The sequence below is a fragment of the Variovorax sp. dw_954 genome (assembly GCF_018449755.1).
Lineage (GTDB): Bacteria > Pseudomonadota > Gammaproteobacteria > Burkholderiales > Burkholderiaceae_C > Variovorax.
Window position 1 is genome coordinate 103466 of record NZ_JAAVVD010000002.1, and the last position, 15283, is coordinate 118748.

General features: G+C 65.5%; 13 protein-coding genes. 10 read left to right on the top strand and 3 right to left on the bottom strand.

Annotation, left to right across the window (positions count from 1 at the left end; genetic code table 11):
• Positions 1-17: 17 nt before the first annotated feature.
• The 8 genes from HB681_RS03595 (at position 18) to HB681_RS03630 (ending at position 8543) form a co-directional block, all read left to right on the top strand.
• Positions 18-1580, top strand: a complete 1563-nt coding sequence (locus HB681_RS03595) for a DHA2 family efflux MFS transporter permease subunit (RefSeq protein ID WP_213953403.1) — start codon at positions 18-20, stop codon at positions 1578-1580.
• 174 nt (positions 1581-1754) lie between these two features.
• Positions 1755-2525 carry an ABC transporter ATP-binding protein gene (locus HB681_RS03600; RefSeq protein WP_213953404.1) on the top strand — a complete coding sequence of 257 codons (771 nt, stop codon included), beginning with the start codon at positions 1755-1757 and terminating at the stop codon, positions 2523-2525.
• Positions 2525-3235 (top strand): ABC transporter ATP-binding protein, encoded by a 711-nt coding sequence (locus HB681_RS03605; protein WP_213953405.1) that lies wholly within the window; start codon positions 2525-2527, stop codon positions 3233-3235. The genes HB681_RS03600 and HB681_RS03605 overlap by 1 nt, the downstream gene beginning before the upstream one ends.
• Before the next feature lie 43 nt (positions 3236-3278).
• Positions 3279-4475 carry an ABC transporter substrate-binding protein gene (locus tag HB681_RS03610; protein WP_213953406.1) on the top strand — a complete coding sequence of 399 codons (1197 nt, stop codon included), beginning with the start codon at positions 3279-3281 and terminating at the stop codon, positions 4473-4475.
• An 11-nt stretch (positions 4476-4486) separates the two neighbouring features.
• Entirely contained in the window at positions 4487-5680 is a 1194-nt protein-coding gene (locus HB681_RS03615; RefSeq protein ID WP_213953407.1) for an ABC transporter substrate-binding protein, read from the top strand.
• Between the two features lie 39 nt (positions 5681-5719).
• Positions 5720-6595, top strand: coding sequence for a branched-chain amino acid ABC transporter permease (locus HB681_RS03620; RefSeq protein WP_213953408.1), 876 nt, complete (start codon positions 5720-5722; stop codon positions 6593-6595).
• Between the two features lie 8 nt (positions 6596-6603).
• On the top strand, positions 6604-7590 hold the full coding sequence (locus tag HB681_RS03625) for a branched-chain amino acid ABC transporter permease (RefSeq protein ID WP_213953409.1): 987 nt from the start codon (positions 6604-6606) through the stop codon (positions 7588-7590).
• Positions 7587-8543: an SMP-30/gluconolactonase/LRE family protein gene (locus HB681_RS03630; RefSeq protein WP_213953410.1), complete on the top strand. Its 957-nt coding sequence runs from the start codon at positions 7587-7589 to the stop codon at positions 8541-8543. Before HB681_RS03625 ends, HB681_RS03630 begins: the two co-directional genes overlap by 4 nt.
• Positions 8544-8621: 78 nt before the next feature.
• On the opposite strand, the gene HB681_RS03635 is transcribed toward HB681_RS03630, so the two are convergent.
• The 3 genes from HB681_RS03635 to HB681_RS03645 all read right to left on the bottom strand — a co-directional run bounded on the left by HB681_RS03635 (position 8622) and on the right by HB681_RS03645 (position 13269).
• Positions 8622-9674, bottom strand: a complete 1053-nt coding sequence (locus HB681_RS03635) for a carotenoid 1,2-hydratase (protein WP_213953411.1) — start codon at positions 9672-9674, stop codon at positions 8622-8624.
• Positions 9671-10735 (bottom strand): PLP-dependent cysteine synthase family protein, encoded by a 1065-nt coding sequence (locus tag HB681_RS03640; RefSeq protein WP_213953412.1) that lies wholly within the window; start codon positions 10733-10735, stop codon positions 9671-9673. Before HB681_RS03640 ends, HB681_RS03635 begins: the two co-directional genes overlap by 4 nt.
• An 80-nt stretch (positions 10736-10815) precedes the next feature.
• A complete protein-coding gene (locus tag HB681_RS03645) occupies positions 10816-13269 on the bottom strand; it encodes a phosphoketolase family protein (RefSeq protein ID WP_213953413.1) in 2454 nt (817 codons plus the stop codon).
• A gap of 139 nt (positions 13270-13408) precedes the next feature.
• On the opposite strand from HB681_RS03645, the gene atpD reads away from it, so the two are divergent.
• Together atpD and HB681_RS03655 are read left to right on the top strand one after the other, a co-directional pair.
• On the top strand, positions 13409-14887 hold the full coding sequence (atpD, locus tag HB681_RS03650) for a F0F1 ATP synthase subunit beta (RefSeq protein ID WP_213953414.1): 1479 nt from the start codon (positions 13409-13411) through the stop codon (positions 14885-14887).
• Positions 14877-15266 carry a F0F1 ATP synthase subunit epsilon gene (locus HB681_RS03655; protein ID WP_213953415.1) on the top strand — a complete coding sequence of 130 codons (390 nt, stop codon included), beginning with the start codon at positions 14877-14879 and terminating at the stop codon, positions 15264-15266. The genes atpD and HB681_RS03655 overlap by 11 nt, the downstream gene beginning before the upstream one ends.
• Positions 15267-15283 lie beyond the last annotated feature (17 nt).

The following is a 15283-nucleotide window of genomic DNA, read 5'->3' on the forward strand; positions in this document are numbered from 1 at the left end:
AGCTTTCCAGTCCTTTCATGGCTACCGCTCCCGCCCACGTAGCCCACGCACCCCTCGAAGGCGCCGCGCGCGTCTGGGGGACCATTGCGCTCTCCGCGGCTACCTTCATGAACGTGCTCGATTCATCGATCGCGAACGTGTCCTTGCCTGCCATCTCGGGTGACCTCGGCGTCAGTGCGACGCAGGGCACCTGGGTCATCACCAGCTTCGCGGTCGCCAACGCGATCGCCGTGCCGCTGACCGGCTTCATGACGCAGCGCTTCGGACAGGTGCGCCTGTTCGTGCTCAGCATCGCGCTGTTCATGCTCACCTCGCTGTTGTGCGGCCTGGCGCCGAACATGACGACGCTGATCCTGTTCCGCGCGGCCCAGGGCTTCGTTGCCGGGCCGATGATCCCGTTGTCGCAGACCCTGCTGCTCGCCAGCTATCCGAAAGCCAAGGCCGGGCTGGCGATGGCGATGTGGGCGATGACCACGCTGGTCGCGCCGGTGATGGGGCCGCTGCTCGGCGGCTGGATCACCGACAACATCTCGTGGCCGTGGATCTTCTACATCAACCTGCCCGTCGGTTTCGTCGCCGCGGCCATTACCTGGGCGCTCTACCGCAATCGCGACAGCGCGACCTACAAGGTGCCGATCGACGCGATCGGACTCGGGCTGCTGGTGCTGTGGGTCGGCTCGCTGCAGCTCATGCTGGACAAGGGCAAGGAGCTCGACTGGTTCCATTCGAGCACCATCGTCACGCTGGCCGTGGTGGCCGTCGTCGCCTTTGCCTTCTTCCTGATCTGGGAGCTGACGGAGGAGCATCCAGTAGTGGACCTGTCGCTCTTCAAGCGCCGCAACTTCTGGACGGGCGCCTTCGCGACGGCCATCGCCTACGGCCTGTTCTTCGGCAATGTGGTGATCATGCCGCTGTGGCTGCAGCAGTGGATGGGCTACACCGCGACGGATGCCGGCATGGTGACGGCGCCGGTGGGCCTGCTGGCGATCGTGTTCTCGCCGATCGTCGGACTGACGGTGGCCAAGGTGGACCCGCGGCGCTACACGACCTTCTCGTTCCTCGTGTTCGCGCTGGTGCTGTGGATGCGTTCGCACTTCAACACGCAGACCGACTTCTGGACGCTGATGATCCCGACCGTCATCCAGGGCGTGGCGATGGCGTTCTTCTTCATTCCGCTGGTCACGATCACGCTGTCGGGCCTCACGCCGGACCGCATTCCGGCGGCATCGGGGCTGTCGAATTTCCTGCGCATCACGGCGGGCGCGATGGGCACGTCGATCGCAACCACGGTATGGGAAGACCGCGCGGCGCTGCACCACGCGCAACTCGTGGAAGCGGTGACCAACGGCAGCTCGGCGACGGCCAGCGCGATCACGGGGCTGGGCGGCAACGGGTTCAGTGCGGAGCAGGTGCTGGGGCAGATCAATCGGATGGTCGACCAGCAGGCCTTCATGCTGGCGGCGGACGACCTGTTCTATGCGTCTGCGTTGATCTTCATCCTGCTGATTCCGCTGGTGTGGCTGTCGCGTCCGCCGAAAGGTGGCGCAGGCGCCAGCGACGCGGCTGCCGGGGCTCACTGACAGGAGACTTACGACGGCGCGTAGGACCGCGCCCCGTTGCACTGCAGCATAGGCATTTGCCCCAGTAGGAAGGGCATGGGCCCGCGCCTAACATGCGTCCGCGCTCGCTTGGTAGCGCGAACAGATGGACTGCATGACCGTAAATTTCCGCCAGCAAGAGGGCGAGCGCGCGAGATGAGCGACATCATTCTTGAAACGCGCCAGCTCACCAAGGAATTCAAGGGCTTCACCGCTGTCAGCAAGGTCGACCTTGCCGTGAAGCGCGGCGCGATCCATGCGCTGATCGGGCCCAACGGCGCCGGCAAGACCACCTGCTTCAACCTGCTCACCAAGTTCCTGGAGCCCACGTCCGGCACGATCCTTTTCAACGGGCAGGACATCACCCAGGAACGCCCTGCGCAGATCGCGCGGCGGGGCATCATCCGCTCGTTCCAGATCTCGGCCGTCTTCCCGCACCTCACCTTGCTGGAGAACGTGCGGCTGGGCCTGCAGCGTTCGCTGGGCACCTCATACCACTTCTGGAAGAGCGAGAAGTCGCTCAAGCCGCTCGAGGCGCGGGCGCGCGAACTGCTGTCCGAGGTGGGACTCGAGGAAATGGCCGACGAGTTGACGGTGAACCTGCCGTACGGTCGCAAGCGCGCGCTCGAAATCGCGACCACGCTCGCGATGGAACCCGAATTGATGCTGCTCGACGAGCCCACGCAGGGCATGGGGCATGAAGACGTGCACCGCGTCGCCGAACTCATCAAGCGCGTGTCGGCGGGCCGCACCATCCTGATGGTCGAGCACAACATGAGCGTGGTCTCGACCATCGCCGACACCATCACCGTGCTGCAGCGCGGCGCCGTGCTGGCCGAAGGGCCGTACGCCGAGGTCTCGAAGAATCCGCTGGTCATGGAGGCCTACATGGGCACGACCGACGGCCAACTGCAGGGAGCACATTGATGGCCGCCCCCGCACTCGAAATCAAGGACCTGCACGCCTGGTACGGCGAGTCGCATGTGCTGCATGGCGTCGACATGGTGGTGCAGCCCGGCGAAGTGGTCACGCTGCTGGGCCGCAATGGTGCAGGGCGCACCACCACGATGCGCGCAGTGCTCGGCCTGACCGGCAGCCGCAAGGGCAGCATCAAGGTGCACGGCACCGAGACGGTGGGCTTGCCGACGCACAAGATCGCGCATCTCGGCATCGGCTATTGCCCGGAAGAGCGCGGCATCTTCGCGAGCCTTTCCGCGGAAGAGAACCTGCTGCTGCCGCCGGTGCTCAAGGGTGCCGAGAAGGGCATGTCCGTGGAAGAGATCTACGCGATGTTTCCCAACCTGGCCGAGCGCCGCAACAGCCAGGGCACGCGGCTCTCGGGCGGCGAGCAACAGATGCTCGCAGTGGGGCGCATCCTGCGCACCGGCGCCAGGCTGCTGCTGCTGGACGAAATTTCCGAAGGACTCGCACCGGTGATCGTGCAGGCGCTGGCCCGCATGATCGTCACGCTGCGGTCAAAGGGCTACACCATCGTCATGGTGGAGCAGAACTTCCGCTTTGCCGCGCCGCTGGCCGATCGTTTCTACGTGATGGAGCACGGCCGCATGGTCGAGGCCTTCAGCGCGAAGGAACTCGAGGCCAAGATGCCGGTGCTCAATGAACTGCTGGGCGTCTGATTTTTCCCTTCTACGTTTTTCCATCGATCGCACAGAGGAATCCATGAAATACCGTCTTACCGCACTGACACTGGCCATCGGCGCGCTCGCGTTGGCAGCGGTCCCGGCCTACGCGCAGGAGAAAGTCAAGATCGGCTTCGTCACCGACCTGTCGGGCCTCTACGCCGACCTGGAAGGCAAGGGCGGCGCCACCGCGATCCAGATGGCCATCGACGACTTCGGCGGCAAGGCGCTGGGCCAGCCGATCGAGCTGCTCACGGCCGACCACCAGAACAAGGCCGACATCGCGGCCTCGAAGGCGCGCGAATGGATCGACACCGCCGGCGTGACCATGGTGTTCGGCGGCACCAACTCCGGTGTGGCGCTGGCCGCGGCCAAGGTGGCGCAGGAAAAGAAGCGCGTCTACTTCAACAACGGCGCGGGCTCATCGGCGCTGACCAATGAAGCCTGCAGCCCCTACACCGTGCACTATGCCTACGACACCGTGGCGCTGGCCAAGGGCACCGGCGGCGCGGTGGTGGACAACGGCGGCAAGAGCTGGTTCTTCCTGACGGCCGACTATGCCTTCGGGCAGGCGCTCGAGGCCGACACCACGACGGTCGTCAAGGCCAAGGGCGGCACGGTGGTCGGCTCGGTCAGGCATCCGCTCAACGCGTCGGACTTCTCGTCCTTCCTGCTGCAGGCGCAGAACTCCAAGGCGCAGATCCTGGGTCTGGCCAATGCCGGCGGCGACTTCATCAACTCGATGAAGGCGGCCAAGGAATTCGGCATCACCAAGACCATGAAGGTCGCCGGCCTGCTGGTGTTTCTGAGCGACGTGCACAGCCTGGGCCTGAAGAACACCGAAGGCCTGCTGCACACCACGAGCTGGTATTGGGACCTGAACGACGACACGCGCAAGTTCGCGACCCGCTACTTCGAGAAGACCAAGCGCATGCCGACCGACGTGCAGGCCGCCGACTACTCGGCCACCATGACCTACCTGAAGGCCGTGACGGCCGCCAAGACCACCGACAGCGACAAGGTGATGGCCCAGCTCAAGAGCATGAAGATCGACGACTTCTATGCCAAGGGCCAGATCCGCGCCGACGGCAGCTTCATCCACGACATGTACCTCGTGGAAGTGAAGAAGCCCGAGGAATCGAAGCGGCCGTGGGACTACCTCAAGGTGATCAAGAAGATGCCGGGCGACCAGATCTTCACGACCCAATCCGAATCGAAATGCGCTCTCTGGAAATAAGGAATCCGAACATGAAAAAGGTACTCGCACTCTCCGCCGTCTCCCTCGCCATCGCGTTGGCGTCTGGCGCCGCGCAAGCCCAGGAAAAGGTCAAGATCGGCTTCATCACCGACATGTCGAGCCTCTATGCCGACGTCGAAGGCAAGAACGGCGCACTGGCCATCCAGATGGCCATCGACGACTTCGGCGGCAAGGTCAACGGCATGCCGATCGAACTGCTCACCGCCGACCACCAGAACAAGGCCGACATCGCCGCCTCGAAGGCCCGCGAGTGGATCGACACGCAGGGCCTGACGATGCTGTTCGGCGGCACCAGCTCGGGCACCGGCCTGGCGATGGCCAAGGTGGCGCAGGAGAAGAAGCGCGTGTTCATGGTCAACGGCGCCGGCAGCTCGGCCCTGACCAACGAGCAGTGCAGCCCCTACACCGTGCATTACGCCTACGACACGGTGGCGCTGGCCAAGGGCACCGGCAGCGCCGTCATCGCGCGCGGCGACAAGAGCTGGTTCTTCCTCACGGCCGACTACGCCTTCGGCCAGGCGCTCGAAGCCGATGCCACCAAGGTCGTGAAGGAGAAGGGCGGCACGGTGGTGGGCTCGGTCAAGCATCCGCTCAACACCTCCGACTTCTCGTCCTTCCTGCTGCAGGCGCAGAACTCGAAGGCGCAGGTGCTGGCGCTGGCCAACGCCGGCGGCGACACCATCAACGCGATCAAGGCGGCCAAGGAATTCGGCATCACCAAGACGATGAAGATGGTCGGGCTGCTGGTGTTCGTGACCGACGTGCACAGCATCGGCCTCAAGAATGCCGAGGGCCTGCTGGTCACGACGAGCTGGGACTGGAACCTCGACGACAAGACGCGCGAATTCGGCAAGCGCTTCTTCGAAAAGACCAAGCGCATGCCCACCGACATCCAGGCGGCGGACTACTCGGCCACCATGACCTACCTGAAGGCGCTGCAGGCCGCCAAGACCATCGACGCCGACAAGGTCATGGACCAGATCAAGAAGACGCCGATCGACGACTTCTATGCCAAGGGCACGGTGCGCGCCGACGGCCGCTTCGTGCACGACATGTACCTGATGCAGGTCAAGTCGCCGGCCGAATCGAAGCAGCCGTGGGACTACTACAAGCTGGTGCAGAAGCTCAAGGGCGACGAGGTCTTCACGACCAAGGCCGAGTCGAAGTGCGCCCTCTGGAAGTAACCGTCTCGCTGCCAACCTGACCCGCGCGCTCCCAACCACATGAACATTTCGATCCAGGGCCTGTTGAGCCAGCTCCTCTTGGGGCTGGTCAACGGCTCGTTCTACGCGATCCTGAGCCTCGGGCTCGCGGTGATCTTCGGGTTGCTCAACGTCATCAACTTCGCGCACGGCGCGCTGTTCATGCTGGGCGCCATCTTCACGTGGATGGCGGCGGAGTATTTCGGCATCAACTACTGGTTCATGCTGCTGCTGGCGCCGATCGTGGTCGGCATCGTCGGCGTCCTGATCGAGCGATTGCTGCTGCGCTGGATCTACAAGCTCGACCACCTCTACGGCCTGCTGTTGACACTCGGGCTCACGTTGCTGATCGAAGGGGTGTTCCGCTCGGTCTATGGCTCGTCCGGCCTGCCTTACGACGCACCCGACGCGCTGGCGGGCGCGACGGATCTCGGCTTCATGGTCCTGCCCAACTACCGCGCCTGGGTCGTGCTGGCGTCGCTGGTGATCTGCTTCGCGACCTGGTACGTGATCGAGAAGACCCGGCTCGGCGCCTACCTGCGTGCCGGCACCGAGAACCCGCGGCTGGTCGAGGCCTTCGGCGTCAACGTGCCGCTGATGATCACGCTGACCTATGCCTTCGGATGCGCACTGGCGGCCTTTGCCGGCGTGCTGGCGGCGCCGGTGATCCAGGTGTCGCCGTTGATGGGGCAGAACCTCATCATCGTGGTGTTCGCGGTGGTGGTGATCGGTGGCATGGGCTCGATCATGGGCGCCATCCTCACCGGGCTCGGGCTCGGCGTCGTGGAGGGCTTCACCAAGGTGTTCTATCCGGAAGCTTCGTCCACGGTCGTGTTCGTGATCATGGTCATCGTGCTGCTCATCCGCCCGGCCGGCCTGTTCGGTAAAGAAAAATAAGCGCAGGCATGAAGAAGATCTCCATCGTTTTCTACTTGCTGCTGCTGGTGGCATTGGTCGTCGCGCCGTTCTTCGGCGCGTACCCCGTGTTCGTGATGAAGCTGATGTGCTTCGCGCTGTTTGCCTCCGCGTTCAACCTGCTGCTGGGCTACACCGGGTTGCTGTCCTTCGGGCATGCCGCCTTTCTCGGCGGGTCGGCCTACGTCGCCGGCCATGCGATCAAGGTCTGGGGATTGACGCCGGAACTCGGCCTGCTGGCCGGCACGCTCACCGGCGCGCTGCTGGGCTGGCTGTTCGGCGTGCTGGCGATCCGCCGCCAGGGCATCTACTTCGCAATGATCACGCTGGCGCTGGCGCAGATGATGTTCTTCGTCGCGCTGCAAGCCAAGTTCACTGGCGGCGAGGACGGCCTCCAGGGCGTGCCGCGCGGCAAGCTGTTCGGCGTGATCGACCTGTCGAACGACCTCACGATGTACTACGTCGCACTCGTGGTCGTGGTGCTCGCTTTCCTGCTGATCGTGCGCACCATCCATTCGCCCTTCGGGCAGGTGCTCAAGGGGATCAAGGAGAACGAGCCGCGTGCGCTGTCGCTGGGCTATGACGTGAGCCGCTTCAAGCTGCTGGCCTTCGTGATCTCGGCGGCGCTGTCGGGCCTGGCGGGTTCGCTGAAGACGCTGGTGCTGGGCTTTGCCACCTTGAGCGACGTGCACTGGACGGCATCGGGCCAGGTCATCCTGATGACGCTGGTGGGCGGGCTGGGCACGCTGTCGGGACCGCTGGTCGGCTCGGCCGTCGTGGTGCTGCTGGAGAACAAGATCGGCGAACTCGGCAACCTGCTGGCGCGCATCACCACCATCGACTGGTTCAATACGCTGGGCGAGTCGGTCACGATGGTCACGGGCCTGATCTTCGTGGTTTGCGTGCTGGCGTTCCGGCGCGGGATCATGGGCGAGATCATCGCTTTCATCGATCGGCTGCGGGGGCCGGCGAAATGAGCTGGCAACCTGCCACGCGCTACCCGGATCCCGCAGTGCGGGTGCTGGACCCGCGCTTCAGCAAGTACATGATCTTCAGTGCCGCCATCGAGCGGATCGCCACCGGCATGCGCTGGGCGGAGGGGCCGGTCTGGTTCGGCGACCATCGCTGCCTGCTGTGGAGCGACATCCCCAACAACCGCGTGATGCGTTGGGACGAACCGAGTGGCGACGTGACCGTGTTCCGGCAGCCGTCCAACTTCGCGAACGGACACACGCGCGACCGGCAAGGGCGGCTGCTGAGCTGCGAGCACGGCAGCCGCAGCGTCACGCGTACCGAGCACGATGGGCGCGTGACCGTGATCCTCGACAAGTTCGACGGCAAGCGGCTCAACTCGCCCAACGACATCGTGGTGAAGTCCGACGACTCGATCTGGTTCACCGATCCGCCCTTCGGCATCCTGGGTCACTACGAAGGCCATCGCGCCGAGGCGGAGTTGCCCACCAACATCTATCGCGTGGACGGCAAGACAGGCCACGCGACGGTGGTCAGGAGTTCGGTGAACAGGCCCAATGGACTGTGCTTCTCGCCGGACGAGAAGCGGCTGTACGTGGTCGAGTCCGGCACCACACCACCCCGCATCCGCGTGTTCGATGTCAGCGATGGCGGTGATCAGCTCTACAACGACGGCGTGTTCTACAGTTGCAAGAAGGGCGAGCGCCCTGATGGCTTCCGCTGCGATGTCGACGGCAACCTCTGGGCCGGCTGGGGCACGGGCGAGGGCCAGGACGGGGTGCGGGTGTTCGCACCGGATGGCAAGCCCATCGGGCACATCACGCTGCCGGAGCGTTGCGCCAACCTGTGCTTTGGCGGCGTGGCGCGCAACCGGCTGTTCATGGCGGCGAGCCAGTCGGTGTATGCGCTGTACGTGAACACGCAGGGCGCTCATACGACTTCGCAATCAAACGCATGACTGCGTTGGATCGCCTTGCCGTGCTACAGCACTGTCTGCGGCGCTCCGCCTTGTCCTGCGCTTGATTGCAGAGTCGCGTCAGAGCCGTAGCGCAGCCGCGTAGCCCGTCATCTCCAGGTAGCCCCGCCCGACGGGCTTGCCTTTTTCATCCAGAAGGTCGCTCAGGCCTTCCCAATAGATCGCGCCGGTCGAGCCGCGGCTGTCGAGTTCCTGGTCATCCAGCAGGGCCTTGACGACAAAGCTCCCCGCAGGCGTGCGCACTTTCCATTCGACCGGGTAGCTCGCCTGGCTGGCCGTGCTCTTCCACACGCGCAGCGGCTCGAACGCCACCTCGCCCGGCGCGAACGGCTTCGCCATGCCGCCTGCCGCCCGGAACGAGCCACCGGCCCACAGCACGCCGCCCGTCTTGAGGCGCATTCGAAACGCCATCAGCGCGCTGCCGTCCGCGAGGTTCATGCCGATCCAGTCCCAGCCGGCCGCATCAGGGTGCAGGTAGGCCTCGCTCCATTCGTGATCCAGCCAGGCCTTGCCCTGCACATCGAAGGGCTGGCCGCGCAGGGTGATGCGGCCGCTCGTCGCGAGTTGCGGCTCGCTGTAGTAGTAGCTGGCCTGCTCGACCTCCGGGCCCTTGCGCGACAGGCCGGCGTCACCCTGGAGCAGCGGCGGTTGCGTGGGCATGAAACGCAGGTCCAGCGCGAAGCCGCTGGCCGGAATGCGGGCGCTGTACTCCTCGGCCTTGCGTTCCAGCAGCCAGTCGCGCAGATGCACGCGGGTATCGCCTTCGCTCGCCTCGGCCACGCCCATGCCGGCCCGCGCGATGCGCTGGTCGTGCAGCAGCTTGCCGCCGGCGAGATCGGTCATCGCGGCATGCGCAAAGATCAGTTGCCTGGCCGCGAAGGCCGATTGCATGGCTTGCGTCTCTGCGATGCGCGATCGAAAGAAGGTCACCTGGAAGCCGAACACGCGCGCGCCGGACGTGGCCTGGCCGGTGATGTACCACCACTCGGTGCGCAAGTCGGGATGGCTGCCGAAGTCGCGCGGAAACTGCAAGCCGCGGGGCGGCAGGGCCCAGGCCGGCAGCGGCATCAGCGCGCCCAGCAGCAGGTGGCGACGCGACAGGCGCAGCGTCATTTCAGCAGCGCCTCGATGCGTCGCTGGTCCGCGCTCACATCGCCGAACGCTTCGCGCACCCAATCGTCATCGTGGTAGCTGGGCAGGTAGCGTTCGCCGGCATCGCAGAGCAGCGACAGGATCGAGCCCTGCCGGCCGGCATCGCGCATCTCCTGCGCAAGCGCCAGCATCGCCACCAGGTTGGTGCCGGTCGAGGGTCCGACCTTGCGGCCGAGCAGCGCCGAGAGCGCGCGCATCGCGGCCACCGAATCGGCGTTGGAAACTTCGACCATCCGGTCCACCAGCGTGCGGATGAAGCTGGGCTCCACGCGCGGACGGCCGATGCCCTCGATGCGCGAGCCCGGGGCGGTCAGCGATGCATCGCCCGTGCGGTGGTAGGCGCCGAACACCGAGCCCTCGGGATCGGCCACGCAGATCGAGGTGTCGTGGCAGCGATAGCGCACATAGCGCCCGATGGTTGCGCTGGTGCCGCCCGTGCCGGCGCCGACCACGATCCAAGCCGGGACCGGATGCCGCTCGTGCGTCATCTGCTCGAACATGCTCTGCGCGATGTTGTTGTTGCCGCGCCAGTCGGTGGCGCGTTCGGCAAACGTGAACTGGTCCATGTAGTGGCCGTTGCTGCGCTCGGCCAGCGCGCGCGCCTCGTCGTAGACCTGCGCGGCGCGCTCGACGAAATGGCATTGGCCGCCGTAGAAGCCGATCTGTGCGATCTTTTCAGGCGAGGTGATGCGCGGCATCACCGCGACGAAGGGCAGGCCCAGCAGGCGCGCGAAGTAGGCCTCGCTCACGGCCGTCGAGCCGCTCGATGCCTCGACGACCGTGGTGCCTTCGCGGATCCAGCCGTTGCACAAGGCGTAGAGAAACAGCGAGCGCGCGAGCCGGTGCTTCAGGCTGCCCGTGGGATGGGTCGACTCGTCCTTCAGGTACAGGTCGATGCCGGCAGCGGCGAGGCCGGGCAGCGGCAGCGGGATGAGGTGCGTGTCGGCGCTGCGCTGGTAGTCGGCCTCGATGCGGCGGATCGCCTCGGTCTGCCAGCCTGGGGTGTGGGGGGGACGCGTCATCGGGGGATTGTCACCAAACCGCCTGCGGCCGGGAACGCAGCGCTTGGTATTTCGCTCGGAGGCGTCGACGAATAGCTTCCCTAGCTGGAGACGTAGACCGGCCGTTGGTATTCGTCGTCCGGCTCTCCATGTTCGGCGGCTCCTCCATCGTGCCCGCTGCCCGAACTTGTCGACGGCGGATTGCCCCATTTCCAGTTCCGGATCTCGGGCATGTCCTGCCCATGCTGGCGGATGTAGTGCTGGTGCGCGATCAGCTTGTCCTGCGTCATCTGCTTCAGGTAGGCGCCCTTGCTCCCCAGGTTGGGCAGGTAGTCGATCACGTCCTGCACCAGGTGGAAGCGGTCCAGCTCGTTCTGCACGCGCATGTCGAACACGGTGGTGATGGTGCCTTCTTCCCGGTAGCCGTGCACGTGCAGGTTGCGGTTGGCGCGCCGGTAGGTCAGGCGATGAACCAGCGACGGATAGCCGTGGAAGGCAAAGATGATGTGCTTGTCGGTGGTGAACAGCGAGTTGTAGTCCGACTCGTTCAGCCCGTGCGGATGCTCGCTCGCGGATTGCAGCTTCATCAGGTCGACGACGTTGATGACGCGGATCCGGATCTCGGGCAGGTGTTCGCGCAGGATCGAGACGGCTGCCAGCACTTCCAGCGTGGGCGTATCGCCGCAACACGCCATGACGATGTCGGGTTCGGCGTCCTGGTCGTTGCTGGCCCATTGCCAGATGCCGATGCCTTCGGTGCAATGCGTGACGGCGGCCTCCATGTCCAGCCACTGCGGCAACGCATGCTTGCCGGCCACCACGACGTTGACATAGTGCCGGCTGCGCAGGCAGTGGTCGAACACCGAGAGCAGGCAGTTGGCATCGGGCGGCAGGTAGATGCGCACGATGTCGGCTTTCTTGTTGACCACGTGGTCGAGGAAGCCCGGGTCCTGGTGCGTGAAGCCGTTGTGGTCCTGCTGCCAGACATGCGAGGCGAGCAGGTAGTTCAATGAGGCGATCGGGCGCCGCCACGGCAGTTCCGACGTGACCTTCAACCACTTGGCATGCTGGCTGAACATCGAATCCACGATGCGAATAAAGGCCTCGTAGCTGTTGAACACGCCGTGGCGGCCGGTCAGCAGGTAGCCTTCCAGCCAGCCTTCGCACTGGTGCTCGCTGAGCATCGAATCGAGCACGCGGCCGGCCGGCGCGAGGAACTCGTCGCCGGGTACATGCCGCGCGTCCCACTGGCGCGCGGTGGCTTCGAAGACGGCGCCCAACAGGTTCGAGAGCGTTTCGTCCGGCCCGAAGAGGCGGAAAGTCTGCGGATTGAGCTTGATCACGTCGCGCAGAAACTTGCCGAGCACCACCGTGTCGCCCATGTCGACCGCGCCGGGGCTCTCCACTGCGATGGCGTAGGACCGGAACTCGGGCATGCGCAGGTCGCGCAGCAGCATGCCACCGTTGGCATGGGGATTGGCGCTCATCCGGCGCGTGCCCCTGGGTGCCAGCTCGGCCAATTCGGGAAGCAAGCCGCCCCGCTCGTCGAACAGGGTTTCGGCGCCATAGCTCTTCATCCAGGCTTCGAGTTGCAACAGGTGGTCGGGGTGCGCGGGATCGACCACCAGCGGCACCTGGTGCGACCGGAAGGTGCCTTCGACCGGCAGTCCGTCGACCACCTTCGGCCCGGTCCATCCCTTGGGGGACCTGAAGACGATCATCGGCCAGCGCGGCCGCTCGTGGTCGCCGGTGCCGCGCGCATCCTGCTGGATCCGCCGGATCTGCTCGACGGCGTAGTCCATCGTGGCGGCCATGAGCTGGTGCATCTGTTCCGGGTCCTCGCCCTCCACGAACAGCGGTGTCCAGCCGCAGCCGCGGAAGAACTGCGCCAGTTCGTCGCGCTCGATGCGTGCCAGCACGGTCGGGTTGCTGATCTTGAAACCGTTGAGGTGCAGGATTGGCAGCACTGCGCCGTCGTTGATCGGGTCGAGCATCTTGTTCGAATGCCATGCCGTGGCCAGCGGGCCTGTCTCGGCTTCACCGTCGCCGACCACGCAGGCGACGATCAGGTCGGGGTTGTCGAATACCGCGCCGAACGCGTGGCTGAGCGAGTAGCCCAGTTCACCGCCTTCGTGGATGGAACCTGGCGTCGTCGGCGCCACGTGGCTCGAAATACCGCCGGGAAACGAGAACTGCGCGAACAGCTTCTTCATGCCGGCCTCGTCCTGCCCGATGTCCGGGTAGATCTCGCTGTAGGTGCCCTCGAGCCAGGCGTTGCCCACCAGCGCCTGTCCGCCATGGCCGGGGCCGGCGACATAGATCATGTTCAGGTCGTGCTCCCTGATGACCCGGTTCAGGTGCACGTAGATGAAGTTCTGGCCCGGCACGGTGCCCCAGTGCCCGACCACGAGCGGCTTGACATGCGACAGCTTCAGCGGCACGCGCAGCAGGGGGTTGTCGTAGAGATAGAGCTGACCGACGGACAGGTAGTTGGCGGCGCGCCAGTACGCGTCCATGCGGGAGAGCAGTTCGGGGGGCAGGGTGGCGATCTTCATGCCTTGTTATAGAAGTCGCCGGGCCGCATCGTCTGTGCGCGGGCGCGCATAGGCGGTGCGCCTCGCTATGTTGTGCAGCGCACAGACCGCCGGCGATGCGAGACCTACGCTGGTTTTCTCGCTCCTGCTTTCTTGAGGCATGTTCCCTATCCAGACATCGACGCTACCGGAATCGCTCGCCGAAGTAACCCAACCCGAGGTCCCCGCGACCGCCTTCAACGTCGGCACGGTCGCGGCGGTGCGTGGCAGCGTGGTCGATGTCCGCTTCTACAGGCACCTGCCGCCGATCCATTCGCTGCTGCACGCGGGCGAAGACAGCCGGATCGTCATCGAAGTGCTGGCGCAGCGCGACGCACACCACGTGCGCTGCATCGCGCTGACACCCACCGAGGGCCTCGCGCGCGGCATGCCGGTGCGCGACAGCGGCGCGCCGCTTCGCGCGCCGGTGGGCAAGGGCATCGTCTCGCGCATGTTCGACGTGTTCGGCAACACCATCGATCGTGGCGAGCCACTGGCAGGCGTCGAATGGCGGTCGGTGCATCGGGCGCCGCCTGCGCTGGCGCGGCGGTCCACGAAGTCGGAAGTCTTCGAGACCGGCATCAAGGTCATCGACGTGCTGGCGCCGCTGGAGCGCGGCGGCAAGGCCGGCATGTTCGGTGGCGCCGGCGTGGGCAAGACCGTGCTGTTGACCGAGATGATCCACAACATGATCGGCCGCCAGGACGGCGTCAGCATCTTCTGCGGCATCGGCGAGCGTTGTCGCGAGGGCGCGGACCTCTACGGCGAAATGAAGGCCGCGGGCGTACTGTCCAGGATGGTGATGATCTTTGCCCAGATGAACGAACCCCCGGGTGCGCGCTTTCGCGTCGGCGACGCGGCATTGACGATGGCCGAGTACTTCCGTGACGACGAGCACCGCGACGTGCTGCTGCTCATCGACAACATCTTCCGCTTCATCCAGGCCGGCTCCGAGGTGTCGGGCCTGATGGGGCAGATGCCGTCGCGGCTCGGCTACCAGCCGACGATGGGCACCGAACTCGCGGGTCTCGAGGAGCGCATCGCCAACACCGACACCGGCGCGATCACTTCGATCCAGGCGGTGTACGTGCCGGCCGACGACTTCACCGATCCGGCAGCGGTTCACACGTTCTCGCACCTGTCCGCCTCCATCGTGTTGTCGCGCCAACGCGCAAGCGAAGGCTTGTACCCGGCCATCGATCCATTGCAGTCGCACTCGATGATGGCAACGCCCGGCATCGTCGGCGAGCGTCACTACGCGCTGGCGCAGGAGATCCGGCGCACGCTCGCGCAGTACGCCAAGCTCAAGGACATCATCGCGATGCTGGGCCTGGAGCAGCTGTCGCCCGCGGATCGCAGCGTGGTGGCGCGCGCGCGCCGGTTGGAGCGCTTCCTGACGCAGCCCTTCTTCACGACCGGGCAATTCACCGGGCAGGCGGGCAAGCTGGTGAGCCTGAAGGATGCGCTGGAGGGTTGCGAACGCATCCTGCGCGACGAGTTCAACGACCGGCCCGAGAGTGCGCTCTACATGATCGGTGCGATCAGCGAGGCAAAGGCGGCGCCTGCCGCCAAACCCGAGGTGGCGACGCATGCGGCTTAAGGTGTTGCTGCCCTTCCAGGTCTTCGCCGACGAGGATGGCGTCTCGCGCATCGTCGCGGAGTCGCTTGGCGGATCGTTCGGCTTGTTGCCGCACCGGCTCGACTGCGTCGCCGCACTGGTGCCGGGAATACTGATCTACGAAACGCCCGCCCATGGCGAAGTCTGCCTCGCGGTGGACGAGGGCATCCTCGTCAAGACCGGGGCGAACGTGCTGGTGTCGGTGCGCCGTGCCTTGCGTGGTGCGGGCCTGGCGCAGTTGCGCGAAGCGGTCGCGCAACAGTTCTTGCAGGAGGACGCGCAAGCGCGGAGCCTTCGATCGGCCATGGCGGCCGTGGAGAGCGGCTTTCTGCGACGCTTCGCGCGTTTCGAAAATGCATGACGACGACACTCCCCGGC